At 61.9% G+C, this 25,553-nt stretch carries 28 protein-coding genes; 4 read left to right on the top strand and 24 right to left on the bottom strand.

What is annotated here, in order from left to right:
* The first annotated feature begins 27 nt into the window (after positions 1-27).
* Complete coding sequence (gene mltF / locus CK627_RS17190; RefSeq protein ID WP_095592953.1) at positions 28-1,518, top strand: membrane-bound lytic murein transglycosylase MltF; 1,491 nt, start codon at positions 28-30, stop codon at positions 1,516-1,518.
* Positions 1,519-1,595: 77 nt separating this feature from the next.
* On the opposite strand, the gene CK627_RS23200 is transcribed toward mltF, so the two are convergent.
* The 21 genes from CK627_RS23200 to trmJ form a co-directional block, all read right to left on the bottom strand.
* Entirely contained in the window at positions 1,596-1,784 is a 189-nt protein-coding gene (locus tag CK627_RS23200) for a hypothetical protein (protein WP_017780036.1), read from the bottom strand.
* A 90-nt stretch (positions 1,785-1,874) separates the two neighbouring features.
* Entirely contained in the window at positions 1,875-2,108 is a 234-nt protein-coding gene (locus tag CK627_RS17200) for a zinc ribbon domain-containing protein (RefSeq protein WP_095592954.1), read from the bottom strand.
* Between the two features lie 109 nt (positions 2,109-2,217).
* On the bottom strand, positions 2,218-3,717 hold the full coding sequence (der, locus tag CK627_RS17205) for a ribosome biogenesis GTPase Der (protein ID WP_005299803.1): 1,500 nt from the start codon (positions 3,715-3,717) through the stop codon (positions 2,218-2,220).
* 74 nt (positions 3,718-3,791) lie between these two features.
* Entirely contained in the window at positions 3,792-4,976 is a 1,185-nt protein-coding gene (gene bamB / locus CK627_RS17210; RefSeq protein WP_010634288.1) for an outer membrane protein assembly factor BamB, read from the bottom strand.
* Positions 4,969-5,619, bottom strand: a complete 651-nt coding sequence (locus tag CK627_RS17215; protein WP_010634289.1) for a YfgM family protein — start codon at positions 5,617-5,619, stop codon at positions 4,969-4,971. Before CK627_RS17215 ends, bamB begins: the two co-directional genes overlap by 8 nt.
* Before the next feature lie 3 nt (positions 5,620-5,622).
* Positions 5,623-6,900, bottom strand: a complete 1,278-nt coding sequence (gene hisS, locus CK627_RS17220) for a histidine--tRNA ligase (protein ID WP_017784528.1) — start codon at positions 6,898-6,900, stop codon at positions 5,623-5,625.
* 138 nt (positions 6,901-7,038) lie between these two features.
* Positions 7,039-8,154, bottom strand: coding sequence for a flavodoxin-dependent (E)-4-hydroxy-3-methylbut-2-enyl-diphosphate synthase (gene ispG / locus CK627_RS17225; protein ID WP_010634291.1), 1,116 nt, complete (start codon positions 8,152-8,154; stop codon positions 7,039-7,041).
* Between the two features lie 10 nt (positions 8,155-8,164).
* Positions 8,165-9,106 carry a RodZ domain-containing protein gene (locus CK627_RS17230; protein ID WP_095592955.1) on the bottom strand — a complete coding sequence of 314 codons (942 nt, stop codon included), beginning with the start codon at positions 9,104-9,106 and terminating at the stop codon, positions 8,165-8,167.
* Entirely contained in the window at positions 9,096-9,887 is a 792-nt protein-coding gene (tapF, locus tag CK627_RS17235; protein ID WP_017765910.1) for a PilW family type IVa pilus biogenesis/stability lipoprotein TapF, read from the bottom strand. Before tapF ends, CK627_RS17230 begins: the two co-directional genes overlap by 11 nt.
* Positions 9,888-9,899: 12 nt before the next feature.
* On the bottom strand, positions 9,900-11,003 hold the full coding sequence (gene rlmN / locus CK627_RS17240) for a dual-specificity RNA methyltransferase RlmN (protein WP_005299790.1): 1,104 nt from the start codon (positions 11,001-11,003) through the stop codon (positions 9,900-9,902).
* A gap of 168 nt (positions 11,004-11,171) precedes the next feature.
* On the bottom strand, positions 11,172-11,600 hold the full coding sequence (ndk, locus tag CK627_RS17245) for a nucleoside-diphosphate kinase (protein ID WP_005299787.1): 429 nt from the start codon (positions 11,598-11,600) through the stop codon (positions 11,172-11,174).
* Positions 11,601-11,872: 272 nt separating this feature from the next.
* Positions 11,873-13,156 carry an aminopeptidase PepB gene (gene pepB, locus CK627_RS17250; RefSeq protein ID WP_095592956.1) on the bottom strand — a complete coding sequence of 428 codons (1,284 nt, stop codon included), beginning with the start codon at positions 13,154-13,156 and terminating at the stop codon, positions 11,873-11,875.
* Entirely contained in the window at positions 13,153-14,457 is a 1,305-nt protein-coding gene (gene pepB / locus CK627_RS17255) for an aminopeptidase PepB (RefSeq protein WP_005299782.1), read from the bottom strand. The genes pepB (CK627_RS17250) and pepB (CK627_RS17255) overlap by 4 nt, the downstream gene beginning before the upstream one ends.
* Positions 14,458-14,614: 157 nt before the next feature.
* On the bottom strand, positions 14,615-14,953 hold the full coding sequence (fdx, locus tag CK627_RS17260) for an ISC system 2Fe-2S type ferredoxin (RefSeq protein ID WP_005299781.1): 339 nt from the start codon (positions 14,951-14,953) through the stop codon (positions 14,615-14,617).
* Between the two features lies 1 nt (position 14,954).
* The gene (hscA, locus tag CK627_RS17265) at positions 14,955-16,802 is read right to left on the bottom strand and encodes a Fe-S protein assembly chaperone HscA (protein WP_095592957.1); all 1,848 of its coding nucleotides are present in this window, start codon (positions 16,800-16,802) and stop codon (positions 14,955-14,957) included.
* A 28-nt stretch (positions 16,803-16,830) separates the two neighbouring features.
* Positions 16,831-17,349: a co-chaperone HscB gene (hscB, locus tag CK627_RS17270; protein ID WP_017787221.1), complete on the bottom strand. Its 519-nt coding sequence runs from the start codon at positions 17,347-17,349 to the stop codon at positions 16,831-16,833.
* Between the two features lie 121 nt (positions 17,350-17,470).
* Entirely contained in the window at positions 17,471-17,794 is a 324-nt protein-coding gene (gene iscA / locus CK627_RS17275; protein WP_005299772.1) for an iron-sulfur cluster assembly protein IscA, read from the bottom strand.
* Positions 17,795-17,809: 15 nt separating this feature from the next.
* Complete coding sequence (iscU, locus tag CK627_RS17280) at positions 17,810-18,193, bottom strand: Fe-S cluster assembly scaffold IscU (protein WP_005299770.1); 384 nt, start codon at positions 18,191-18,193, stop codon at positions 17,810-17,812.
* 54 nt (positions 18,194-18,247) lie between these two features.
* Positions 18,248-19,462 (bottom strand): IscS subfamily cysteine desulfurase, encoded by a 1,215-nt coding sequence (locus CK627_RS17285; RefSeq protein WP_095592958.1) that lies wholly within the window; start codon positions 19,460-19,462, stop codon positions 18,248-18,250.
* Positions 19,463-19,519: 57 nt separating this feature from the next.
* Positions 19,520-20,023, bottom strand: coding sequence for a Fe-S cluster assembly transcriptional regulator IscR (iscR, locus tag CK627_RS17290; RefSeq protein ID WP_011705634.1), 504 nt, complete (start codon positions 20,021-20,023; stop codon positions 19,520-19,522).
* Positions 20,024-20,116: 93 nt separating this feature from the next.
* Positions 20,117-20,845, bottom strand: a complete 729-nt coding sequence (gene trmJ / locus CK627_RS17295) for a tRNA (cytosine(32)/uridine(32)-2'-O)-methyltransferase TrmJ (protein WP_095592959.1) — start codon at positions 20,843-20,845, stop codon at positions 20,117-20,119.
* A 180-nt stretch (positions 20,846-21,025) separates the two neighbouring features.
* Between trmJ and CK627_RS17300 the strand changes: the two genes are divergently transcribed.
* The gene (locus CK627_RS17300; RefSeq protein WP_010634300.1) at positions 21,026-21,442 is read left to right on the top strand and encodes a hypothetical protein; all 417 of its coding nucleotides are present in this window, start codon (positions 21,026-21,028) and stop codon (positions 21,440-21,442) included.
* Here CK627_RS17300 and ubiT read toward each other — a convergent pair.
* The gene (ubiT, locus tag CK627_RS17305) at positions 21,389-21,928 is read right to left on the bottom strand and encodes a ubiquinone anaerobic biosynthesis accessory factor UbiT (protein WP_095593529.1); all 540 of its coding nucleotides are present in this window, start codon (positions 21,926-21,928) and stop codon (positions 21,389-21,391) included. The two genes, CK627_RS17300 and ubiT, sit on opposite strands and share 54 nt — an antisense overlap.
* A gap of 190 nt (positions 21,929-22,118) precedes the next feature.
* Between ubiT and ubiU the strand changes: the two genes are divergently transcribed.
* Both ubiU and CK627_RS17315 read left to right on the top strand, forming a co-directional pair.
* On the top strand, positions 22,119-23,114 hold the full coding sequence (ubiU, locus tag CK627_RS17310; RefSeq protein WP_005299752.1) for a ubiquinone anaerobic biosynthesis protein UbiU: 996 nt from the start codon (positions 22,119-22,121) through the stop codon (positions 23,112-23,114).
* Between the two features lie 12 nt (positions 23,115-23,126).
* Positions 23,127-23,999, top strand: a complete 873-nt coding sequence (locus CK627_RS17315) for a U32 family peptidase (RefSeq protein ID WP_095592960.1) — start codon at positions 23,127-23,129, stop codon at positions 23,997-23,999.
* A 138-nt stretch (positions 24,000-24,137) separates the two neighbouring features.
* Here the strand turns inward: CK627_RS17315 and nlpI are convergent, their stop codons facing one another.
* Together nlpI and CK627_RS17325 are read right to left on the bottom strand one after the other, a co-directional pair.
* Positions 24,138-25,085 carry a lipoprotein NlpI gene (gene nlpI, locus CK627_RS17320; RefSeq protein WP_367643834.1) on the bottom strand — a complete coding sequence of 316 codons (948 nt, stop codon included), beginning with the start codon at positions 25,083-25,085 and terminating at the stop codon, positions 24,138-24,140.
* Between the two features lie 90 nt (positions 25,086-25,175).
* Positions 25,176-25,544, bottom strand: a complete 369-nt coding sequence (locus tag CK627_RS17325; protein WP_017410225.1) for a rhodanese-like domain-containing protein — start codon at positions 25,542-25,544, stop codon at positions 25,176-25,178.
* Between the last annotated feature and the right edge of the window lie 9 nt (positions 25,545-25,553).

Consider the following 25,553-nt stretch of genomic DNA (forward strand, 5'->3'; position numbering starts at 1 on the left):
GGTATAAAGGTGCCTCTTTTTTGACAAATGCCGATTTTTTCAACAAGGGTACTCACCTACTTGCGCTGCATTTTTCGACTGTTTATCGGGCTGATGTTGCTGCTGACCCTGGTCGGTTGCGACTTCTACACCCCCTCCAGCCAGCTGGAGCAGATCCGCCAGCGGGGCGAGATCCGGGTTGGCACCATCTACGGCCCCACCTCTTATTACCAGCGTGACGACACCGCCCAGGGGTTCGATTACGAGCTGGCGAAAAGCTATGCCGACTGGCTGGGGGTCAAGCTGACCATAGTGCCGGTCTACTCCACCGCCGAGCTGGTGGACCTGCTCAAGAAGGGCAAGCTCGATCTGGCCGCGGCCGCCATCGTCATCACCCCGGAGCGGCGCCAGCTGTTTCGCTTCGGCCCCGGCTTCTACCAGGTCTCGCCCAAGCTGGTCTATCGCAACGGCTCCCCCAAGCCCAGGGACATCGGCGATCTCAAGGGCAACATAGTGGTGCCTGCCGGTTCCACCGGGGAGGATCTGCTCAAGGAGCTGGCCAAGCAGCACCCCAACCTCAAGTGGAGCACCAACCGGGACGCCGACGTGGAGGAGCTGCTCAAGCAGGTGGCCGACGGCAAGATTGACTACACGGTAGTGCAGGATACCGTGCTGGCCCGTACCCAGCGCTACTACCCCGAACTCACCGAGGGGATGACGCTCGCCAAGAACCAGACCGTGGCCTGGGCCATGACCAAGCTGCCGGACGACAGCCTCTACGCCAGCATCATCGACTTCTTCGGCCAGCGCTTCATGGACGGCGCCATCGCCAAGCTCGACGAGAAGTACTTCGGCCACGTGCAGAATTTCGACTTCGTCGACACCCGCACCTTCCTGCAGCGGGCCAAGAGCCTGCTGCCCAAGTATCAGGATCTGTTCAAGACCCACGCCAACGTGGTGGACTGGCGCCTGCTGGCCGCCATCAGCTATCAGGAGTCCCACTGGGATCCGGAGGCCCGTTCCTACACAGGGGTGCGTGGCATGATGATGCTGACCGAGCCCACCGCCAAGGCGATGGGGGTCAACAACCGGCTGCACCCGGAGGAGAGCATCAAGGGTGGCGCCCGTTATCTCGAGCAGATGATGGCGAAGGTGCCCGCCTCGGTGCCCGATGACGAGAAGGTGTGGTTTGCCCTCACCGCCTACAACATCGGCTACGGCCACATGATGGATGCCCGCCGCCTGACCAAGGAGCTCGGCAAGAATCCGGACGCCTGGAGCGACGTGAAAGAGGTGCTGCCGCTGCTGCAGCAGTCGCGCTGGCATCGCAAGGTGCGCTACGGCTATGCCCGCGGCGGCGAGGCGCGCAACTACGTCAACAACGTGCGCCAGTACTACCAGAGCCTGCTCTGGCTCGACAACGAGCAGCAGAAAGCCCATCGCCGCGAAGAGCTGGATGAGGATGACAGCAGCGAGCCGACCAGTGCCGAACGTCCCACCGTCATTGCCGAAGTGGTCAAACAGATCACCCTGCGCTGATCCCTGTTGACAGGTTTGTTTTTCGGGTGGTTTCTCTGTTACCATCCGACCACACCGGAGCCTATCCGAATCTGTTTTTATCGCGCTATTTCATCCACTTGCACTCGGATGACAGCACTTTCAGATAGGCTCCCATCATCACCCAAGGCCGGGATGGCCACCCCATGGGAGGAGACCAAGATGCGAGCTCGCAGAAGAACGACACTGGTCAAAAAGACAAGGTGCGGCTGGAGCCCCAGACGCAAGCTCAAGCTCAACGAGATCAAACGCAAGATATGGCGGCGAAACCGCTCCTTCACCTTGCTGATAGCAGAGCACACAGCATAAACCCGGCATTCGCCGGGTTTTTTATTGCCTCAATTCCCTGTCAGCGGGCTCACCTCGAAGAGCACTGCCCGCTTCGACACCAGGCTGTTGCAGTGGTTGCAGAAGTAATCCACCGCACCGCAAGCCTTGAGCCGCTCCAGCTCCTGCCGGCAGGTCGGGCAGAGCGCCCGGATCTGGTAACGGGCCTGGCACTGACCACAGGTGGTCTCGCGGCTGCGGCTGTCCAGCTCGCCCTGGCAGGCAGGGCAGACAAGTTGACTCATGGTTGACTCCTTGCAAAGTGAATGTGCACTGGGCGGCCCCACTGCACATTCCCCTCCCCTTCAATAGACCACTAGAAAAGCGGCTGCCGGTGAGGGCAGCCGCTGGGCCTTATTTCTTGGCTTTGGCCTTGAGCAGGCGCTTGCGCTGGCGCTCCTGGCTCAGGGTCAGGGTGTTCTTCTTGCCCTCGAACGGGTTGACCGACTCCTGGAACTCGACCCGAACCGGCGTCCCCATGATTTTCAACGACTTGCGGAAGTAGTTGATGAGGTAGCGCTTGTAGGAGTCCGGCAGGTCGTTGAGCTGGTTGCCGTGGATCACGATGCGCGGCGGGTTGTAGCCACCGGCGTGGGCGTACTTCAGCTTGACCCGGCGACCGTTCACCATGGGCGGCTGGTGGTCTTCCTGGGCCATCTGCATGATACGGGTCAGCATGGCGGTGCTGGTACGGCGGGTGGCGGACTGGTAGGCCTCCTGGATGGATTCGAACAGGTGGCCGACGCCGCTGCCGTGCAGGGCGGAGATGAAGTGCACGCGGGCGAAGTCGATGAAGCCCAGACGGCGATCGAGCTCGTTCTTGACGTCCTCTTTCACCTTCTGATCCAGACCGTCCCACTTGTTCACTACCAGTACCACGGAGCGGCCGGTGTTGAGCACGAAACCGAGGATGCTCAAGTCCTGATCGGTGATGGTCTCCTGGGCGTCGATCACCAGCAGGCAGACGTTGGCATCTTCAATCGCCTTGAGGGTCTTGATGACGGAGAACTTCTCCACCGTCTCGTGCACCTTGCCGCGACGACGCACGCCGGCGGTGTCGATGATGACGTACTTCTGCTCGTCGCGCTCCATCGGGATGTAGACGGAGTCGCGGGTGGTGCCCGGCATGTCATAGACGATGACCCGATCTTCACCCAGCATGCGGTTGGTCAGGGTCGACTTGCCGACGTTGGGACGACCGACGATGGCGAACTTGATGGGCAGGTCGGCGAACGGGGTCTCCTTGGTGTCTTCCTTGGTGTCGAGTTCACCGGCAGCCACCATGCGCAGCAGGGCCTCTTCGTCGAAGTCTTCCTCTTCTTCATCCAGCTCGGCTTCTTCGCCGGCGGCTTCGACCAGGGTCTCCAGATGGGGGGCCAGCGCCAGCTCAAGCAGGCTCAATACGCCGCGACCGTGGGCAGCCGCCATCTGGTAGACCTCGCCCAGGGCCAGACCGTAGAACTCGGAGACGGCGGAGTCACCGTCGATACCGTCGGTCTTGTTGGCCACCAGAAACACCTTCTTGTGGGTCTTGCGCAGGTGCTCGGCGATGGCCTGATCCGCCGCGGTCAGACCGGCGCGGGCATCCACCATGAACAGCACCACATCGGCCTCTTCGATGGCCAGCAGGGACTGCTCGGCCATCTTCAGCTCGATCCCCTCTTCGGTGCCGTCGATACCACCGGTATCCACCACGATAAATTCCAGCTCGCCCAGCTTCGCCTGGCCATATTTGCGGTCCCGGGTCAGACCGGGGAAGTCGGCCACCAGGGCGTCCCGGGTACGGGTCAGGCGGTTAAACAGGGTGGATTTCCCCACGTTGGGGCGGCCCACCAGGGCTACTACAGGAGTCATAAAAGCCTCATTCTCAAGACGACAAAGGCTCCGGGTCCGAAGACCAGGAGCCGGATATTCACATTATCGGGCGATCAGGGACGCTTGACAGCGTACAGCTTGCCGCCACGGCTCTGCACATACAGGGTGTCACCGTCCACCAGGGGGGCGGCGTACAGACCACTGCTGTCGAGCTGCTGCATGGCCTTGATGGACCCGTCGGTCCGATCCAGCCAATACAGGTAACCTTCCACATCGCCGACCACCACATAGTCACCCATGATGACGGGGGCGGTCACGGTGCGGTTTTCCAGCTGGGTGTTGGACCACAGCTCGAGACCGTTGCGACGGTCGACCGCAAACAGATGGCTGCGGCTGTCGGTCAGCACGATGGCATTGCCGGTCACCGCCATGTCGCGGTAGCCGGAATACTTGCGCTTCCACACTTCGTCGCCGCTCATCAGCTTGCGCGCCATCAACTGGCCATTATACGCGATGGCATAGAGCTCATCGCCGGCGATGAGCGGCGTGGCATCCACGTCCACCATGCGATCGAGCTCGGTGGCGCCGCGCGGGTCGGCCACCTTGGACTGGCGCACCGGCTGGCCGTTGCTCAGCAGGGCGATGCCCACCTTGCCATCGGCGCGGCCGTACAGCACGGCGCCGTTGGTGATGATGGGGGCACCGGCGCTACGCAGGGTCAGCGGCGGCTGCTCTTCCGCCAGGGTCCACTGCAGCTTGCCCTCGTCGGTATCAAGCGCCACCAGGCGACCCGAGGTGGTCAGTACCACCACCCGGCCATCCTCGACGGCGGGGCTCGCCACCACTTCACCCGGTACCGTGGTCTGCCACAGCACTTCCCCGTTCTCTTCGTTCAGGGCGTAGACCACCCCGTTCTCGGAGCCCAGGAACAGCTTGCCGTAGCGGGAAACCAGGCCACCGGAGAGGCGGGCGCTGCGCTTGTCGGCGTTGATTGGCAGATCCGCCAGATCGACGCTCCACAGCTCCTTGCCGCTTTCGCGGTCAAAGGCGGTGACGTCACCGTCGCGGGCCGCCGCATAGATGCGCTCCTCTTCCACCACCGGCTTGAGCTGGGAGTAGAAGTCACCGATACCGTCACCCACCGAGGAGGACCAGGCGGTATCGGCCGTGAACGCGGATTCGACCTTGGGCAGCGGAGCCATGGGGTTGAGATCCTCTTCCGAACTGAACAGGGAGCAACCCTGCAGGGCGAAGGAGACCGCAGCCCCCAACGCCACCATCTTGAACAGATTACGCATCCGGAGCCTCACCCGTGGTCACCGCTGGCAACGCCAGATCGTCCATCTTCAGCTTGAGCTCGGCGCTGCTCTGCAGACCGCCGGCATCGGCCGCCGCCTGATAGGCATCGCGAGCCTCTTCGCTCTTGCCCTGCTTTTGCAGGATGTCGCCGCGCACTTCGGCCACCTGGGCCTTGAAGGCGTCGTTGTTGATCTTGCCAAGCTGGGCCAGCGCTTCATCGGCCTTGCCCTGATCGTTCAGCACCCGGGCCAGACGCAGGGCGGCGATGGGACGAATGCTCTCGTCACCGCTGGTGGCAACCTGGGTCAGCTGCTCGGCCGCCAGATCCAGCTTGTCCGCCTTGACCGCGGCCGCCGCCAGTTGCAGCGCCGCCAGCTCGGCGTAGGAGTCGCCCTTGTGGGCGCTGATGAAGCTTTGTGCCTGCTCGAAGCCGGCCGCGTCCCCCTTGGCCAGCTGGGCGCTCATCTCGTTGTAAGCCTGGGAGGCGGCTTCCTGGGTGGTCTGCTGATGCTCGTTGTAGTAGCGCCAGCCAAAGAGTCCAACCAGACCGATAACAGTTCCTGCGATCACCGAGGTTCCGTTCTCTTTCCACCAGTTCTTGATGACCTCAACCTGTTGTTCTTCGGTGGTATAAACTTCCACAGCTTACTCTCCTTTCGCTGCCAGCAGGGCAATGGCGGCGTCGACCGTGACGGTCTGTTGCTCGGCCTGGCCACGCAGATATTTGATGGTGATCTCCCCGTTTTGCACCTCGGTCTCGCCAAGGATCAGGGCAATGGCCGCGCCGCTCTTGTCGGCACGCTTGAGTTGTTTCTTGAAGTTGCCGCCGCCGCAGTGGCTCATCAGGCGCAAATCAGGCAGGGCATCGCGCAGCCGCTCGGCCAGCTGGAAACCGGCCTGTTCAGTGCCCTCACCCACCATGCAGAGATAGACATCCACCGCCGGGCGGATGTCGGCATTGAGTTCGAGGGTTTCCAGCATCAGCACCAGACGCTCCATGCCCATGGCAAAACCCACCGCCGGAGTCGGCTGACCGCCCAGCTGCTCCACCAGGCCGTCGTAGCGGCCACCGGCACAGACGGTGCCCTGGGCACCCAGGCTGTTGGTGACCCACTCGAACACGGTGAGGTTGTAGTAGTCGAGGCCGCGCACCAGACGCTCGTTCACCTCGTACTTGATGCCGGCAGACTCGAGCAGGCGCTTGAGCCCCTCGAAGTGGGCCAGGCTCTCTTCGCCCAGGTGATCAAACAGACGCGGCGCGCCCACCAGGATGGCTTGTACCTTCTCGTCCTTGGAGTCGAGCACCCGCAGCGGGTTGCTGTACATGCGGCGCTGGCTCTCTTCGTCCAGCTCGCTCTTGTACTGCTCCAGGTAGGCGACCAGCGCATCGCGGTAGGCGGCACGCTCGCTGCTCTGACCGAGGGTGTTGAGCTGCAGGGTCACGTGTTCGCTGATGCCGAACAGACGCCACAGGCGGTGAGTCAGCATGATGAGCTCGGCATCGATGTCCGGCCCGTTGATGCCAAACAGCTCGACCCCGAACTGGTGGAACTGGCGATAACGGCCCTTCTGGGGACGCTCGTGACGGAACATGGGGCCCATGTACCACATCCGGCGTTCCTGGTTGTAAAGCAGACCGTGCTCGATACCGGCACGCACGCAGCTGGCGGTCCCTTCCGGACGCAGGCTCAGGCTGTCGCCGTTGCGGTCTTCAAAGGTGTACATCTCTTTTTCGACCACGTCGGTCACTTCACCGATGGCGCGCTTGAACAGATGGGTCTGCTCGACAATCGGCATGCGCACTTCGCTGTAGCCATAACTGGCCACGACCTGGCGCAGGATCTGTTCTACTTTCTGCCATACCGGGCTCTGCTCCGGCAGGCAATCATTCATACCGCGAATAGCTTGGATCTGTTTTGCCACGTTGATACTCGAGAAAAAGAGGTAAAATTTGGCCGCATTATAGGGATTTTCGACCCCGAGGTAAAATCAGGGTGTTCCAATGCGGGATGTAAAATCAGCAACCTAAAGACAGGGCCACCCTGAGTGGCCCTTGATTGCTCAACCCTCGTCCACCTGGATCTGGTTGGCCGGATCCAGCATGGCGGCCCGGGCGCGAATGCGGCGCTCCAGGGTCGGAATGAGGTCCTTGTTGTCGAGCCGGTCGACCCGCTGGCCCCCTTCATAGAAGGCGCTCTTGTTGGCCGCGCCGGCGAGGCCAAGATCGGAGACCAGCGCCTCCCCCGGACCGTTCACCACGCAGCCGATGATGGAAACATCCATCGGGGTGATGATGTCTTCGAGCCGCTCTTCCAGCGCATTGACGGTGCCGATGACGTCGAACTCCTGGCGGGAGCAGGAGGGACAGGCGATGAAGTTGATGCCGCGGGAACGGATGCGCAGGGACTTGAGGATGTCAAAGCCCACCTTGATCTCTTCCACCGGATCGGCCGCCAGCGAGATGCGCAGGGTATCGCCGATGCCTTCGCTCAGCAGCATGCCCAGACCGATGGCAGACTTCACCGCGCCGGCGCGAAAACCACCCGCTTCTGTGATGCCCAGATGCAGCGGCTGCTCGATCTGCTTGGCCAGCAGGCGATAGGCGCCGACCGCCAGGAAGACGTCGGAAGCCTTGACGCTCACCTTGAAATTGTCGAAGTTCAGGCGATCCAGATAGTCCACGTGGCGCATGGCCGACTCGAGCAGCGCCTCGGGGGTGGGTTCGCCATATTTTTCCTGGATGTCCCGCTCCAGCGAGCCGCCGTTGACGCCGATGCGGATTGGGATGTTGTAGTGGCGGGCACAGTCCACCACGGCGCGCACCCGCTCCTCGTTGCCGATGTTGCCCGGGTTGATGCGCAGGCAATCGGCGCCGTATTCAGCCACTTTGAGGGCGATGCGGTAGTCGAAGTGGATGTCGGCCACGATGGGGATGCGGGTCTGCTGCTTGATGAGCTTGAACGCTTCCGCCGCCTCCATGGTGGGGACGGAGACCCGGACTATGTCGGCACCGACCCGCTCGATCCGCTGGATCTGCTCGACGGTGGCGGCCACGTCCGTGGTCTTGGTGTTGGTCATGGTCTGTACCGTGATGGGGGCATCGCCCCCGACCGGTACGTTGCCGACCATGATCTGCCTGGATTTACGACGAATGATGGGAGATTCGTGAGCGGACATGGCGGACAGATTACTCCTGCGGCAGTGAGAGGCGAGCAGTCCGGCCGTTGTTGTAACGGCTCATGTCGATGGACTTGCCCTTGTATTCGATATTGATGGCCATGGGCGCACCAATGATGAATTTGAGCGGCTCGGGTCCTTCCAGTACCAGTTCGTCATTGGCCTTCTTGAGGCCGCTGAACAGGGTCTTGCCATTGGCATCCTTGACGTCCAGCCAGCAGTCGGCGGTGAAGCTCATCTTGAGCTGGGGCACCTTGGCAGGCTCGCTCGCGGCGGTGTCGTCAGCCGATTGCGTGGCGGCAGCGGCAGAAGTCTCGGCAGTGCTGGTCGCCACGGCGCTGCTGGCATCCGCCGGCAGAGTGGTTGCAGCGGCATCGCTCACCACCGGGGCTACGGCAGCGTCTGCAGCGGCGGACGCGGCAGGAGCCAGTACCGGCTCGGCAACATCGACGGCCGGAGTGGCGCTCGGCATATTGGTGTTGCGGGCTGCGCCCATTTCGGTCGCGGCCAGGGCCTCGTCACCGGCGGAGCGACGCGCCGTGCTCTGCCACCACCAGACGACGGAGAGGGCGATCAGCACCAGGATCACCAGCCAGGTCACCACCTTGAGGCGACTGTCATTGGCCTGCTGGCGGGAGCGGCGGGAGAAGCTCTGCATGTCGATGTTGTCGGGCGGCGTCAGGCCCAGCTTGTCATAAGCGGCGAGGATGGTCTCTTCCGGAATACCGACCAGCTTGGCATAGGTGCGCAGATAGCCGCGGATGAAGGTATGGGAGGTATGTTTGTCATACGTATCCGATTCAATCGCGGCAATCAGGGTCAGACGAAGGTGAATGCGGGACGCAACCTGTTCTCGCGTCCAGCCGAGCTGTTCACGGGCGTTGCGCAGCAGCTGGCCTGGGCCAACTGCCTGGGAGTCGTCTTGGAAATCGTGTGGCTGTTCAGTAGTCATTGGCTAAGTAACGCTTGGCTTGTTGCGAAGTGGGATATTGCCTTACCAGCTCAGTCCCGAATTGGTGAAGTAGTGCCGGTTTGTCCATGGCCTGCGCCAGCCGCAATCTCAACCAGAGACTGTTCTCGTTCTCGTCCGATACATCGGCAAAACGGGCGAGATAGGCCTGCACATCAGGCAGCTTGCCATCTTTCATGGAAAGCTCCGCCATGTCCAGCAATAACCTTGGATTGCGGGGATTATACCCCAAGGCCAAGCGATAGTACTCGCTTGCTTTATCATTTCTGCGATTTTGCGCGGCGCAAAGTGCCGCGTTTTCATAGGTATCGGCGATCTTGATGTAGTTCGGCTGGCTGACGGCCTGCAGGAAGGCTTTCTCAGCCTCGTCGAAACGACCGCGATTGCAAAGGAAGGCGCCATAGTTGTTCATCGCGTCAGCATTGGACGGATCCACGGCAAGGGCTTTCTGGTAACTGGCTTCGGCTGCCTTGTAATCTTGCACCTGCTGGTAGAAGTAGGCAAAACCGATGTAAACCTGAGGATTGGCGGCGTCGTACTGGAGGGCGCGATCAAGGTTGAACTTGGCCTGCTCGGCGTTGCCCTGCTGCAGATACTGGATGCCCAAATCCAGACGGGTCTGGGCTGCCGCCTTGAGGTCGGGACCAACCTCACGCTGGGTAGAATTCTGGCCAGCGTAAGTGGTCTCGGTAACACAGCCTGGCAGCGCACAGAGCGCTGCCACTACGATCAATGTACGTGTATCCATTCCCTGACTATACAATGGCTTAGCAAGTTAAACCATTTTGACGGAAATCCCATCCTGTTGCATCCGATTTTTCATGGTGCGCTTGGTGCGATCGATCACCTCCCCCACCAGCTGGCCGCAGGCGGCATCGATGTCGTCACCACGGGTCTTGCGGACGATGACGGTGAAGCCGTACTCCATCAGCACCTTGGAGAAACGGTCGATGCGGCTGTTGCTCGGCTTGCCGTAGGGGTTGCCAGGGAAGGGGTTGAACGGGATCAGGTTGATCTTGCTCGGGGTGTCCTTGAGCACCTTGGCCAGCTCGTGGGCATGCTGCATGTCGTCATTGATGTGATCGAGCAGCACATACTCCACCGTGACCCGGCCGCCGTTGGCGTTGGACTTGCCGAGGTAGCGACGCACACCGGCCAGGAAGGCTTCGATGTTGTACTTGTCGTTGATCGGCATGATCTCGGAGCGCAGCTTGTCGTTGGGGGCGTGCAGGGAGATGGCCAGCGCCACGTCGATCTGGTCGCCCAGCATGTCCAGCGCCGGCACCACGCCGGAGGTGGAGATGGTGACCCGGCGCTTGGAGATGCCGTAGCCGTAGTCATCCATCATCAGGCGCATGGCCGGCACCACGTTGGCGAGGTTGAGCAGCGGCTCGCCCATGCCCATCATCACCACGTTGGTGATGGGACGCTTGCCGCCGACGATCTTGGCGGCGCGCCACACCTGACCGATGATCTCGGAGACTTTCAGGTTGCGGTTGAAGCCCTGCTGGGCGGTGGAGCAGAACTTGCACTCCAGGGCGCAGCCCACCTGGGAGGAGACACACAGGGTCGCCCGATCGTCCTCGGGGATGTAGACGGTCTCCACCTCCTGGCCGCCGACCTGCAGCGCCCACTTGATGGTACCGTCGGAGGAGCGCTGTTCGCGGCTCACTTCCGGCGCCCGGATCTCGGCGATCTCCTTGAGACGCTCGCGCAGCACCTTGTTGACGTTGTTCATCTGATCGAAATCATCACAACCAAAGTGATAAATCCACTTCATTACCTGATCTGCCCGGAACGGCTTCTCGCCCAGTTCGACGAAGAAGGCACGCATGGCATCCCGATCGAGATCCAGCAGGTTGGTTTTTGTTTCGCTCATCAAGGGCCTCAGCTCACACACTTCATAAATTATCGGCTGACCTACGTCAGGGGGCGGCATTGTACAAATTATGGGTCCGGCTTTCCACCTGGAGAATAAGGGGATATTGACCGAATGACCAAAAAACAAAAGGGAGCCGAGGCTCCCTTGAGATTCTGCTGACGAAAATCAACCGCGCGGGCAGATCTCGGCGTCAGAGAAGAAGTAGGCGATTTCACGAGCGGCAGAGGCCGGCGCATCGGAGCCGTGCACGGCGTTGCGATCGATGCTCTCGGCGTAGCAGGCGCGCAGGGTGCCGGCCAGGGCCTCTTTCGGGTTGGTGGCGCCCATGATTTCACGGTGACGACGGATGGCTTCTTCGCCTTCCAGCACCTGGATCATGACGGGGCCGGAGGTCATGAAGCTGACCAGACCGTCATAGAAAGGCTTGCCCTGGTGCTCGGCGTAGAAACCGGCGGCTTGTTCGCTGCTCATGTGCAGCATCTTGGCGGCGATGACTTTCAGGCCAGCGCTCTCGAAACGGTTGTAGATGGCACCGATCAGGTTCTTGCTGACGGCGTCCGGCTTGATGATGGAGAAGGTACGTTCGATGGCCATTGAGATCTTTCCTTAACTACAGAGATTTATTGTTAGAATCCATGTTCGGCGGCGATTATACGTAAACAAAAACCGAAATAACACACAGAAAAGCAACTTTTTATTAAACAATTCCATCCCTAAAACAACATCACCACTCATCTTGGCCCAGGCCGGCAGGAAAAAATGTGCGCTTGCGCACGATCACCATGCTAACCCCCTGAAACATTGGCTATTGCCCATCTTCTGCAATATGGGAAAGGGCACCCGCAGGTGCCCTTGATGTGGTTCTCTCAGCGGGTTTCCGCCAGCAGGGTGTGGGCGATGGTGCGCATCCCCAGGGTATTGGCCCCCGGAGCCCACAGATTGTCGCCGTTGTCGCTGAAGCAGGCAGCGAGATCCACGTGCAACCAGCCTCGCCCTTCGTTGCCCACGAAGCGGGAGAGGAAGCCGGCCGCATTGGAGGCGCCGCCCGGGCCACCGCCCGGCACGGGGCGGCTGTTGGCGGTGTCAGCATAGTGGGACGGACACTGCTGGCTGTGCCAGGGCTCCAGCGGCAGCGGCCAGGCAGGCTCCTGCTCGGCATCCGCATAGGCCATGACGCGGCTCACCAGCCCCTTGTCGAGGCCAAACAGCGCGTTGTAGCGTCCGCCCAGCGCCATCACCGCCGCGCCGGTCAAGGTGGCGGCGTCGATGACCAGCGGCGCGCCGGATTCGCCGGCCAGTTGCAGACCGTCGGCCAGCACCAGGCGCCCCTCGGCGTCGGTGTTGACTATCTCCACCGTGGTGCCGTTCTTGTAGGTGAGGATGTCACCCAGTTTGTAGGCGTGACCCGAGACCAGGTTCTCGGCGCAGCAGAGGATGAGCTTCACCCGCTTGTCGAGGCCGCGCAGGATGGCCAGCGCCAGCGCGCCGGTGACGATGGCGGCGCCGCCCATGTCGTGCTTCATGGTGAGCATGCCCTGGGAGGTCTTCATGGAGTAGCCGCCGGAGTCGAAGGTGATCCCCTTGCCCACCAGGGCCGCGGCCACCGGGGCCTTGGGATCCCGGCCTGGATTGAAGTCCAGCTCCAGCATCACGGGCTCGCGCTCGCTGCCACGACCGACCTGGTAGAGACCGACCCAGCCCGCCTGTTGCAGCGCCTCCCCTTTGAGGATGCGATGGCTGATCTTGTCGGGGGCCAGCTCGGTGAGGAAGGCGGCGGCTTCGACCGCTAGCTCCAGCGGCCCCAGCTGCTCGGGGGTGGCATTGGTCATCTCTCGCACCCAGCGCCCGCACAGCCAGCGCGCCTCCAGCTCCTCCCTGTCCTCCTCGGACGAGGTGGCCCACTGCAGCGCCACTTCCGCCTTGGGTGTCTGCAGCCCCTGGGCAAAGGCCCATTGCTGCTCGCGCTCCCAGTGACCGGCCAGCACCACCTGCTGGATCCCCTGGCTGCACAGGCGCCGCGCCGCCTGCTGGATGTCCAGCAAGGGGGTGGCGGTCACCAGATGGATCACCATGCCATCGGCGCGGTGAGAGAGCAGCGCCCCCTCCCCCCACTCGGCCGGCGCAAATTCTCGGCTCAACCAGACGTTCATGCGCCCACCTCCTGCAACCAGCGGGCAATCGTGCGCAGACCGTGGCCCTTGGCACCGGTCGCCCACAGATCGTTACCCGATTTTTGATAGGAGGCGGCCAAGTCCAGGTGTACCCAGCCCTTGCCTTCATCACGCACGAAGCGCGACAAGAAGGCGGCTGCCGTGGTGGCGCCGGCGGTCCCTTCGGCAGAGGCCACGTTGCCCAGCTCGGCAAAGGCGGAGGTGAGCTGGCCCGCGTGCCAGGGCTCCAGCGGCAGCGCCCAGGCCTGCTCGTTTTCGGCTTTGGCGGCCGCCAGCGCACGCACCTGCTCGACCTCATCGAGGGCGAACACGGCGTTGTAGTCGCGACCCAGCGCAGTCTTGGCGGCGCCGGTCAGGGTAGCGGCGTCGAGGATATAGGCTGCCCCGCTTTCGCTGGCGGCCAGCAGGCCATCGGCCAGCACCAGACGGCCTTCCGCGTCGGTGTTCTGGATCTCGACCGAGATGCCGTTGCGATAGGTGAGGATGTCGCCGAGCTTGAAGGCGTGGCCGGAGACCAGGTTCTCGGCGCAGCAGAGGATCAGCTTGACCCGTTTGTCGAGGCCGCGGCTGATGGCCAGCGCCAGCGCGCCGGTCACCATGGCGGCGCCACCCATGTCGGATTTCATCGGCAGCATGTTGTCGGAGGACTTCATGGAGTAGCCACCGGAATCGAAGGTGATCCCCTTGCCCACCAGGGCCGCCAGCACGGGAGCGTTGGCATCCCCGGTCGGGTTGTAGTCGAGCTCGAGCAGCACGGGCTCGCGCTCGCTGCCACGGCCCACCGACCAGATCCCGATGTGACCGGCCTCCTGCAGCGCCTCCCCGGCGGTAATGCGGGCGGTCACCTTGTCACCGGCGAGGCTGCGAATGAGCAGCAGGGCGGACTCCGCCAGGCTCATGGGATAGATCTCCTGCGGGCAGCCGTTGGTCACCTCGCGCACCCAGCGAGCCGCCTTGAGCAGGGCTTCCAGCTCACGGGCCTCCTGCGCTGACTGCTCACCAAAGTCGAGCTCGCGCACGCCCTTGGCGGCGTAAAAGCCCTGGGCGAAGGCGTAGCGACGCTCCCGATCCCAGCCCTCACCCACCAGCTTGACGCGCTTGATGCCGCTCGACTCGAGGCGTCTGGCCCCACGCTGGATGGCGCGCAGCGCCTCCTTCTCCTGGCCGCCGCTGCCCAGATGGAGATGGGCTTCGTCGCCGTTGAAACTGAGCAGGGCACCCTCGCCCCAGTGGGCGGCGGCAGCCTGGGAAGACAACCGTACGTTCATCATGTCAGCCATGTTCTCTTGCTTCCTTTTTATTGGCACTTTCATCAACGAATAGGGAGATCGCGGGCACAAAAAAGGCCGCGCCCTCAAGGGTCACGGCCTTCACCATATCATTACTGCACCACGAGATGCTGCACGCGCAATTCACTCATGTGTAATTAAGGGGTCATCAGTGGCGCTCAGACGCCAGATTCAGGGTGTACTTGGGCAGTTCCACCACCAGATCCTCGTCCGCCAGTCTGGCCTGGCAGCTGAGACGGGATTCCGGCTCCAGTCCCCACGCCTTGTCCAGCATGTCGTCTTCCAGCTCGTCGCTCGGCTCGAGGGAGTCGAACCCTTCCCGCACCACACAGTGGCAGGTGGTGCAGGCGCAGGACTTCTCGCAGGCGTGTTCGATCTCGATGCCGTTGCGCAGCGCGATGTCCAGAATGGTTTCACCGGTCGCGCCTTCGAGGGCCGCACCGTCCGGACAGAGCTCGGGATGGGGCAGAATAATCAGTTTTGGCATATTACACCTTGTTGACGTTTTGTCCGGTCAGCACCTTGCGGATGGAGGCATCCATCCGGCGGGCTGCAAATTCGCCACTGGCAGCGTCCGCCGCCTCGATGGCCTCTTTGATCTGGTTGGTGGTACCCGTGCTGCGCATGGTCAGCAGATGGGCGATGGCAGCATCCAGCTCGGCCCGCTCGGCGGCGCTCAACAGCGCCTCGCCATCGGTGGCCAGGGCGGCGTTGAGGCTCTCGACCACCCGGTCGGCCTCGACCTGCTGCTCCGCCAGCATGCGGGCGTCCATGTCCTGCTGGGCATTGGCGATGGAGGCGCTCAGCATGTTGAGGATGTCGTCTTCCCCCAGCCCGTAGGAGGGCTTGACCTGGATCTCGGCCTGCACGCCGGAGGATTTCTCCATGGCGCTGACCGACAGCAGACCGTCCGCATCCACCTGGAAGGTGACGCGAATATGGGCCGCCCCCGCCGCCATGGGCGGAATGCCGGTCAGGGTGAAGCGGGCCAGCGAGCGGCAATCCGCCACCAGCTCCCGCTCGCCCTGCACCACGTGGATCGCCATCGCAGTCTGGCCATCCTTGAAGGTGGTGAACTCCTGGGCGCGGGCCACCGGAATGGTGGTGTTGCGCGGGATCACCTTTTCGGCGAGGCCGCCCATGGTCTCAAGACCCAGAGAGAGCGGAATGACGTCCAGCAGCAGCATCTCGGCATCGGGCTTGTTGCCCACCAGGATGTCGGCCTGGATGGCGGCACCGATGGCCACCACCTTGTCGGGGTCGATGCTGGTCAAGGGGGGACGCTGGAAGAACTCCCCCACCAGCTCGCGCACCAGCGGTACCCGGGTTGAACCGCCGACCATCACCACTTCCAGCACCTCTTCCTGTTCGAGACCCGCATCGCGCAGGGCGCGGCGACAGGCCAGCAGAGTGCGCTTGACCAGTGGCTGGATCAGCTCGTCAAACTGGCCGCGGGTGACGGAGCCCTGCCAGCCGGCAAAGGCGCAGGCAACGGCATCGGCATCGGTCAGGCCGTGCTTGACGGCGGCGGCGGCGTCCAGCAGCTCGCGCTGGGTACGGGCATCGAGCTGACCGGACAATCCGGCTTGCTCTTTGAGCCAGTCCGCCAGCAGGTGGTCGAAATCATCGCCACCGAGGGCCGAGTCACCGCCGGTGGCCATCACCTCAAACACCCCGCGATGCAGACGCAGAATGGAGATGTCGAAGGTACCGCCACCCAGGTCATAGACGGCGATCACCCCTTCCTGACCGGAGTCGAGGCCATAGGCGATGGCGGCGGCGGTCGGTTCATTGAGCAGGCGCAGCACGTGCAGACCGGCCAGTCTGGCCGCATCCTTGGTGCCCTGACGCTGGGCGTCGTCGAAATAGGCGGGCACTGTGATCACCACGCCGTCAAGATCGCCACCGAGGGCGGCGGCGCCCCGCTCGGCCAGTTTTTTCAGGATCTCGGCCGAGACCTGCACCGGGTTGACCAACCCCTGACGGGTTTGCAGCTGCGGCATGCCGTTGTCGGCCGCCACGAATTCGTAGGGCTGCTGGCGGGTATCGATGTCGGCCAGCGCCTTGCCCATCATCCGCTTGGCGGAGACGATGGTGTTGTGGGGATCGAGGGCGGCCTCGCGCTTGGCATCGAAGCCGACCCGGATGGTATCGGCCTGGTAATGCACGACGGAGGGCAGCAGATCACGCCCCTGCTCGTCACAGAGGGTGTCGGCCTGACCGCTGCGCACGGCGGCGACCAGCGAGTTGGTAGTGCCAAGGTCGATGCCGACGGCACGCTTGTGCTGATGAGGTGCGGCGCTCTGGCCGGGCTCGGCGATTTGCAGTAATGCCATGGGTAATCAAACTTCCAGCGTTAAAGGATCAAGACTCGAACAGGGAGTCTTCGAATCGTTCCAGCTCCTCGAGGAGCTTGTCGACAAACTTGAGCTTGCGAACACAGTCAGCGGCCTTCTGATCATCGCCGGTGGCGAGGCTCAGGGTCAGCTGCTGCATCAACTGCTGGTGATCATGCCTGATCTCCTGGCGAAAATCCTTGATGGTCCGCTCAGGGTCGGCTTCGCCTTTCAGATCGGCCAGCCGCTCGCGCCACTCCAGTTGCTGCATCAGGAAAGCGGGATCTTGCAGCGTCTGTTGCTCGCCGCGGATATCGGTACCACGCAGGGAGAGCAGGTACTCGGCTCGGCGCAGGGGCGCCTTGAGGGTAGTGAAGGCATCGTTGATCTGGGCGGCACGTTGCACCGCGGCCAGCTGTTCCCGCTCGGGAGCCGTGGCAAAACGATCGGGATGGAACTGGGTTTGCAACTGACGGTAGGTATCCGCCAACTGACGGGTATCGAGCTCGAAGCCTTCCACCAGCCCAAACAGCTCGAAATGATTCATGCAGACCTCTTAGACCCTGATGCGACCGCCGTCCTGCTCGCCCTCGGCAAACGGGACGGCGTGGTTGAACTGGCCGTGGCCGGCCGGTTCAACGCATGCGCAATCAGGTGTAGCAAACATCTCAGACACTGAAGCTTTCGCCGCAACCACACTCGCCCTTGGCGTTGGGGTTGTTGAACTGGAAGCCCTCGTTGAGGCCCTCCTTGACGAAGTCCAGCTGGGTACCATCCAGGTGGATCAGGCTCTTGGCATCGACGATGATCTTGACGCCGTCCTGCTCGAATACCTGATCTTCATCCGCCAGCTCGTCGACAAATTCGAGCACGTAGGCAAGACCGGAACAGCCGGTGGTCTTGACGCCGAGGCGCAGGCCGATGCCCTTGCCCCGGTTGGCCAGAAAAGAGGAAACCCGTGCCGCTGCGGCATCTGTCATGGTAATGGCCATACTGCGCTCCTGACCTTAGAGACCTTTCTTCTGCTTGTAATCGGCGATGGCGGCCTTGATGGCATCCTCGGCCAGAATGGAGCAGTGGATCTTCACCGGCGGCAGCGCCAGCTCTTCGGCGATGTCGGTGTTCTTGATGCCGGCTGCTTCGTCCAGGGTCTTGCCCTTGACCCACTCGGTCACCAGGGAGCTGGAGGCGATGGCGGAGCCACAACCATAGGTCTTGAACTTGGCATCTTCGATGATGCCGTCGTCGCTGATCTTCAGCTGCAGCTTCATCACGTCACCACAGGCCGGCGCACCGACCATGCCGGTAGCGATGCTGGGATCGTTCTTGTCGAAGCCACCTACGTTACGGGGGTTCTCGTAGTGGTCGATTACTTTTTCACTGTAAGCCATATCTAACTCCTGCTAATTCCGTTGTTCACCAAACACTTGCTCTCTTGGCAAGGATCAGTGATGAGCCCATTCGACCGTGTTCAGATCGACGCCGTCCTTGTACATCTCCCACAGGGGAGACATCTCGCGCAGACGACCGATGGAGTCACGGATAAGCTTGATTGCGTAATCAATCTCTTCTTCGGTGGTGAAGCGACCCATGCTGAAACGGATGGAGCTGTGCGCCAGCTCGTCGTTCAGGCCCAGGGCGCGCAGCACGTAGGAGGGCTCCAGGCTGGCCGAGGTACAGGCAGAACCGGAAGAGACCGCCAGATCCTTGAGCGCCATGATCAGGGATTCCCCTTCCACATAGGCGAAGCTGACGTTGAGGTTGCCCGGCACGCGCTGTTCCAGGTCACCGTTGATGTAGACCTCTTCGATATCCTTGATGCCGTCCCACAGACGCTGACGCAGGGCCATGATGCGCTCACCTTCGCTCACCATCTCTTCTTTGGCGATGCGGAAGGCTTCGCCCATGCCGACGATCTGGTGGGTCGGCAGGGTGCCGGAACGCATGCCGCGCTCGTGGCCGCCACCGTGCATCTGGGCTTCCAGGCGCACACGCGGCTTGCGGCGCACGTAGAGGGCACCAATGCCTTTCGGGCCATATACCTTGTGAGCAGACATGGAGAGCAGGTCAACCTTGAGCGCTTCCACGTCCACCGGAATTTTACCCACGCTCTGTACTGCATCCACGTGCAGCAGGATCTTGCGGGAGCGGCACAGCTCGCCGATGGCGGCGATGTTCTGCACCACGCCGATCTCGTTGTTGACGTGCATGATGCTGACCAGGATGGTGTCGTCACGCAGGGCGCCTTCGATCTGCTCCAGAGTGAACAGGCCGTTGGGCATCGGCTCGAGGTAGGTCACCTCATAGCCTTCGCGCTCCAGCTGGCGGCAGGTATCCAGTACCGCCTTGTGTTCGGTCTTGGAGGTAACGATGTGCTTGCCCTTGCCGGCGTAGAAGTGGGCGACGCCCTTGATGGCCAGGTTGTTGGACTCGGTGGCGCCGGAGGTGAAGACGATCTCGCGCGGGTCGGCACCGATCAGCTCTGCCACTTGATTACGGGCCAGGTCGACCGCCTCTTCGGCTTGCCAGCCGAAACGGTGGGAACGGGAAGCTGGATTGCCGAACAGGCCATCCATGGTGAGACACTGCATCATTTTTTCTGCGACACGCGGGTCCACCGGACAGGTTGCCGAATAATCAAGGTAAATAGGCAGTTTCATGTTTTTCTCCGTTACAGCCTAGGTCATACATCGACCGGCTGTGGAAAGCACGTTTGTTTATAGTTGGACTTTCAAGCTCACATCGCCGCGTTCTGCCCGATCAACCAGGGACAACACGGTTTTCATCTGTTCGTCTTGCTTGCCGGCAATACGGCGCACATCCGCCTGATCAACCAGCTCGGCCAGGGTGATATCCCCCAGGAAGCTGGAGATCCGCTCGCTCAGGTCACGCCACAAGGAGTGAGTAAGACACTGGGTGCCGCCGTGGCAGCCGCCCTTGCCGAGGCACTTGGTGGCATCCACCGATTCATCCACCGCGGTGATCACCTGACCGACCGAGATGGCATTCGGGGCCAGACCGAGGCGATAGCCGCCACCGGGGCCACGCACGCTGCTTACCAGGCCATGCTTGCGCAGGCGGGCAAACAGTTGCTCCAGATAGGACAAGGAGATGCCCTGGCGCTCTGAAATATCAGCCAGGGGCACGGGCCCCTGCTCTGCATGCAACGCCACGTCGAGCATGGCAGTCACAGCGTAACGTCCTTTTGAGGTCAGTCTCATATGCCTTACCGTCTTGCGAACCAATCAATATGGGCATATGGTCACATACCCGACTAAATCAGTCAAGTATATGGTTGAGCAATTCAGTCGGGTTTAATCCTGCGGCCTGGGTTTTTGCACCGAGGTCAGAATGCCGCGCAGAATGTTGAGCTCCACCGCCTCCGGACGCGCCCGGTTGAACAGGCGGCGCAGCTTGTTCATCACCTGACCCGGGTGGTCATCGGTGATGAAACCGGTCTTGAGCAGCGTCTGCTCCAGATGCTGATAGAAGCCTTCCAGCTGCTCGGCACTGGGGTACTCCACTGCCATCCCGCTGTCGCCTGCTTGCTCTTGCTGCTGCAACCAGTGCATGCGCACCTCATAGCAGAGGGTTTGCACCGCCATGGCCAGATTGAGGGAGCTGTACTCGGGATTGGCCGGGATGGCCACATGGTAGTGGCACTTTTGCAACTCGTCGTTGGTGAGGCCGGTACGTTCACGGCCAAACACCAGCGCCACCGGATGCTGCATCCCCTCGGCCACCAGCTTCTCGCCCGCTTCGCGGGGATCCAGCATGGGCCAGCTCAGGGTGCGGGAACGGGCACTGGTACCGATCACCAGGCCGCAGTCGGCGATGGCTTCATCCAGCGTCGCCACGATACGGGCATTGGCCAGGATGTCGCTGGCACCGGCAGCCAATGCATTGGCATTGCCATCAGGCAGGGCTTGCGGATCAACCAGCACCATCTGACTCAAGCCCATGGTCTTCATGGCGCGTGCCGCAGACCCCATGTTGCCGGTGTGAGAGGTGTTTACCAACACGATACGAATCTGATCCAACATGCCCAGTCAATCTTCAGTCAAAAATGGCGCGCAATTGTAACATAGCCAATCGCTATTTTGGCACCGTAAATGGCGCTCCATTTCACAACTATCGCGCCGGTTTGTAGAACAAAGCGGCATGAGGCGGGCACAAGGGCAGGCTAAACTTGGAGGATGGGAAGGTGAAAGAGAGGAGACCACATGTGCCCGCGCTGGCTTTATGAGAAGCTGCCGGCCTGCTATCTGCTGGCAGCCATCGGCATCATCGCTCTCAGCCACTCCCCGCTGCTCTGGCTGGCGGGAGGCCTGCTGTTTGTCGCCGGGGCCGCCAGCTGGATGATGCGCTCCAGCTATCGGCGCACCGATCTGGTCATCTTCCCAAACAAGGTCTGGCTGCAGCCGGAGTGGCTCTACGAGGCCCAACCTTTCCTCTGGCTGGTGCTGGGGCTGCTACTGTCACGCCAGCAAGGCGCCGGTGCCCTGCTGGCGTTGCTGCCCTGCCTCTGGGCCCTGCGCTGCCTGTGGGCCCGCAACCACTATCGCCATCATGCCGAGGGGCTAGCCTCACAGCTGAGACGCCACCCCACCCGCCGGCGCAGAATGCGCCTCTTGCGCTGAGCTGGCCTTGGCCTGCTCGATAAAGGTGGCGAGATCCATCAGCGGATAGCGCACCAGGCTCGGCAACCCGTCCAGATCCAGGCTGTCCATCAGGTTTTTTACCTCCAGTCCCAGCTCGGTATTTCCTTCAATCTTCAGCTTGCGCTGGAAGAAGAGGGAGTCGGGGTCTTCCTTGCGACCGGCAATCAAGATGAGATCGTTGCTGCTGCCGCTGAAGCAGACATCGGCCTGTTCACAGTGACGGGCCACCACCAGCTTGCCCTCCTGCTCGCTGATGAACCAGCAGAGCTCGAGATCCGATACCTCGACCTTGAGCCACTTGCCGGCCAGAAATGCAAAGTCGCCATCGGCGATGGCCTCCTTGAAGACGCTGGCGAGCAGGCGCTCCATCAGATGCTGTTGCAGGGCAAAGGGCACCAGCTTGAGGGGATGGCGCAAGAAGCGGGGGGCCTGTTCGACCAGGCGATGCTGCAGTTGTTTGAACACGATGAACTCCCAGTTTTTTGCGCATTCAAACACAGGGTCGGCGCCATGATCCTGTTGGAAATCAAACTTGTGCCCACTTACCTCAAGAAGGGTAAAGCCACACAAAGCTGCCTCAGGTCAAAAAGTGGAAGGACGCCGGTGAATACAATCGGGCCACTTTTTTGCATTTTTGCCCTCTCGGAGCGTACCGATGGAATTACTCTGTCCGGCAGGCAGTCTGCCGGCACTGAAAACAGCCGTGGATAACGGGGCCGATGCCGTCTATATCGGCTTCAAGGATGACACCAACGCCCGCCATTTCGCCGGGCTCAACTTCACCGACAGCAAGCTGGAGAAAGCGGTCGACTACGTGCATCAACATGGCCGCAAGCTGCACATCGCCATCAACACCTTCGCCCACCCGGGCTCCGATGCCCGCTGGCAGCAGGCGGTGGACAAGGGCGCCGCACTGGGAGCCGATGCCCTGATCATCGCCGATCTCGCCGTGCTCGATTATGCCAGCCGCCGCTACCCGGATCTGGAGCTGCACGTCTCGGTGCAGGCCAGCGCCACCAACGCCGCCGCCATCCGCTTCTACCAGCAGCACTTCAACGTCGGACGAGTGGTATTGCCGCGCGTGCTCTCTATGCACCAGGTGAAACAGCTGGCCCGCGAGACCGACGTCGGCCTCGAAGTGTTCGCCTTCGGCAGCCTCTGCATCATGGCGGAGGGGCGCTGCTACCTCTCCTCCTACATGACCGGCGAGAGCCCCAACACCGTCGGTGCCTGTTCACCGGCCAAGTTCGTGCGCTGGGAAGAGACCCCAAGCGGCCTCGAGTCTCGCCTCAACGAGGTGCTGATCGACCGTTACGGCCCGGGGGAGAACGCCGGCTACCCGACCCTGTGCAAGGGGCGCTTCGAGGTAGACGGTCAGACCTACCACGCGCTGGAGGAGCCCACCAGCCTCAACACCCTGGGCCTCTTGCCCGAGCTGTTCCAGACCGGCATCCAGTCGGTCAAGATCGAGGGGCGCCAGCGCAGCCCCGCCTACGTGGAGCAGGTGACCCGGGTCTGGCGCGCCGCCATCGACGCCTATCAGGCCAACCCCGAGGCCTATCGGGTCAAGGCCGAGTGGGATGCCCAGCTCGCCCGCGTCTCCGAGGGGAGCCAGACCACCCTCGGTGCCTATCATCGCCAGTGGCAATAAGGAGCCCTGTTCATGAAATTCTCTCTCGGCCCCCTGCTCTTCTACTGGCCCAAGACCGACACCCAGGCCTTCTATCAGGCGGTCGCCCAAAGCCAGGCCGACATCGTCTATCTGGGGGAAACCGTCTGCAGCAAGCGCCGCGAACTGAAAGCGGATGACTGGATTGCCCTCGCCCGCCAGGTGGCCGGCTCCGGCAAGCAGGCGGTGCTCTCCACCTTGGCGCTCATCTCCGCCCCTTCCGAGCTCAAGGAGGTCCAGCGGCTGGTCGACAACGGCGAGCTGATGATCGAGGCCAACGATCTGGGCGCGGTCCAGCTCGCCAGCGAGGCCGGGCTGCCGTTCGTCTGCGGCCCCGCCATCAACGCCTACAACGCTGACGTGCTGCGCATGCTGCTCAAACAGGGGATGCAGCGCTGGGTGATGCCGGTGGAGCTGTCGCGCGACTGGCTGGTGCAGCTCAATCAGGATCTCGGCAACGCCCGCCAGCAGTTCGAGGTGGAGGTGTTCGCCTACGGCCACCTGCCGCTCGCCTACTCGGCGCGCTGTTTCACCGCACGTTCACTCGATCGGCCCAAGGACAACTGTGAACTGGCCTGCATCGACTACCCCATCGGCCGGCTCGCCAGCAGCCGCGAGGGGCAGAAAGTGTTCAACCTCAACGGCATCCAGACCCAGTCCGGTTACTGCTACAACCTGGGCAACGATCTGGCCGGGATGGAAGGACTGGTGGATGTGGTACGGCTCTCCCCCGAGGGGTTGGATACCCTGACGATGCTGGATCGCTTCAAGGCCAACGAACGGGGTCAGGCCCCCCTGCCCCTGCAACAGGAGCGGGACTGCAACGGCTACTGGCGCCAGATCCCCGGCATGATGCTGGCGCAGTAATTGCGCCCTTACTGGCGGGCACGGTGGTCACTGGCCGATGCCGATGCAATGGCGCCGTAAAACCTGACACTCAAACAGCAAAAAGGCCTCGCTATGAGGCCTTTTCCATATCGTTCAAAGCAGTGACAGTCAGCAAGCTCAGGATGCCTGCTTGCTGCTCTTGCCCTGGGCACTCTGGGCGCCGGGCGGCAGGGGTTTGCGCGCCATCAGCTCCAGCTCGAGCAGGGCATATCTGTGCTCGATGAAGTCATACACGTTGTTGGCCAGCGCCAGCTTGAAGTAGCTGATGGCCTCCTTGCGATTGCCCCTGGCCAGCTCGAACTTGCCGAGGTAGAAGTAGGTTTCGCACAGGCGCTCGGCGAGCTCCCGGTTGTCCTTCACCCCTTTCACCACGTTGCCCATCAACTGGGTAGAGTTGAGTTCGCCGGTATAGAGGCGCACCAGATCCCAGTTCCAGGCGTCGTCGTCATACTTGTTGAGCCGCTCGCGCATCCGGCTCATGGCGGCCGGCGCATTGAGCTTCTGCTCGGCCAGATAGAGCCAGATCACCCGGTAGGGATCTTCCGGCTGCGCCTCGTAGAAGCGCTTCATATCGGCCGCGGCCAGCTCGGGGCGATTGCCGTAATAGAGCGCAATACCACGGTTCAGATAGGCATAGTCATAATCGGGAGCCAGCTCGAGGGCGGAATCAAATGCCTCGTAGGCTTCGTCATAATTCTGCTGTTGCACCAGATAGACGCCGATGAAGTTGTAGGCTTCGGCGAAATCCGGCTTCTCCCGCAGGGCGCGGTTGAAATCCAGCCGCGCCAGAGAGCGCAAGCCTACCCGGTCAAACACGACAGCACGCTCATAAAACAGTTCGGCCCGTTGCTCGGTGGTCAATTCCATCTCACTGAGCATCTGCCCGAGTCGCGCCAACGCCAACTCGCTCTGGTAAGAGACCTGCAGGGGGGTCGCCAATACCAGTGAAGCGGGTTGCGGCTTGGGAACTTGAGGCGTTTGAACCTGACTGCTACTGCTGCAACCCCACATGGGGAGCAGCAACAGGATACCAAGGAGGTATCCAATCCCTTTCCTGACGTTCAATGAACACTCCGACGCTTACGCTTGACCCGGCATATGGTAAAGGTCAACCGACACTTTGTCATGTGGCTGAGCCTCTCTCCCTCAAATAAATCAGGATTCGACAGGGTATCCGGCATCACACCAGCCCCGAAAGCCACCATCCACGCTGACCACCCGGCCGTAGCCCATCTTCTGCAGGTTCTCCGCCACCAGAATGGAGCGAAAACCGCCACCACAATAGAGGTAGAGCTCGGTGTCGGGATCCGGATAACGGGTCTCGATATCCCGCTCGATCACCCCGCGCCCGAGGTAGGTAGCGCCCGGCAGATGGCCCCTGGCCCACTCGCTCTCTTCCCGCACGTCGACCAGGTGAAAGGTACGCCCCTCATCCTGCCAGCGCTTGATCTGGTGCACGTCGGTCTCCTGCACATGAGGGCGGATGGCCTCTACCAGCGCCAGAAAACGGGGATTGTGTTGCATGGCTTGCTC

Origin of the sequence: Aeromonas dhakensis, from assembly GCF_002285935.1 — a bacterium.
GTDB classification, from domain to species: domain Bacteria; phylum Pseudomonadota; class Gammaproteobacteria; order Enterobacterales; family Aeromonadaceae; genus Aeromonas; species Aeromonas dhakensis.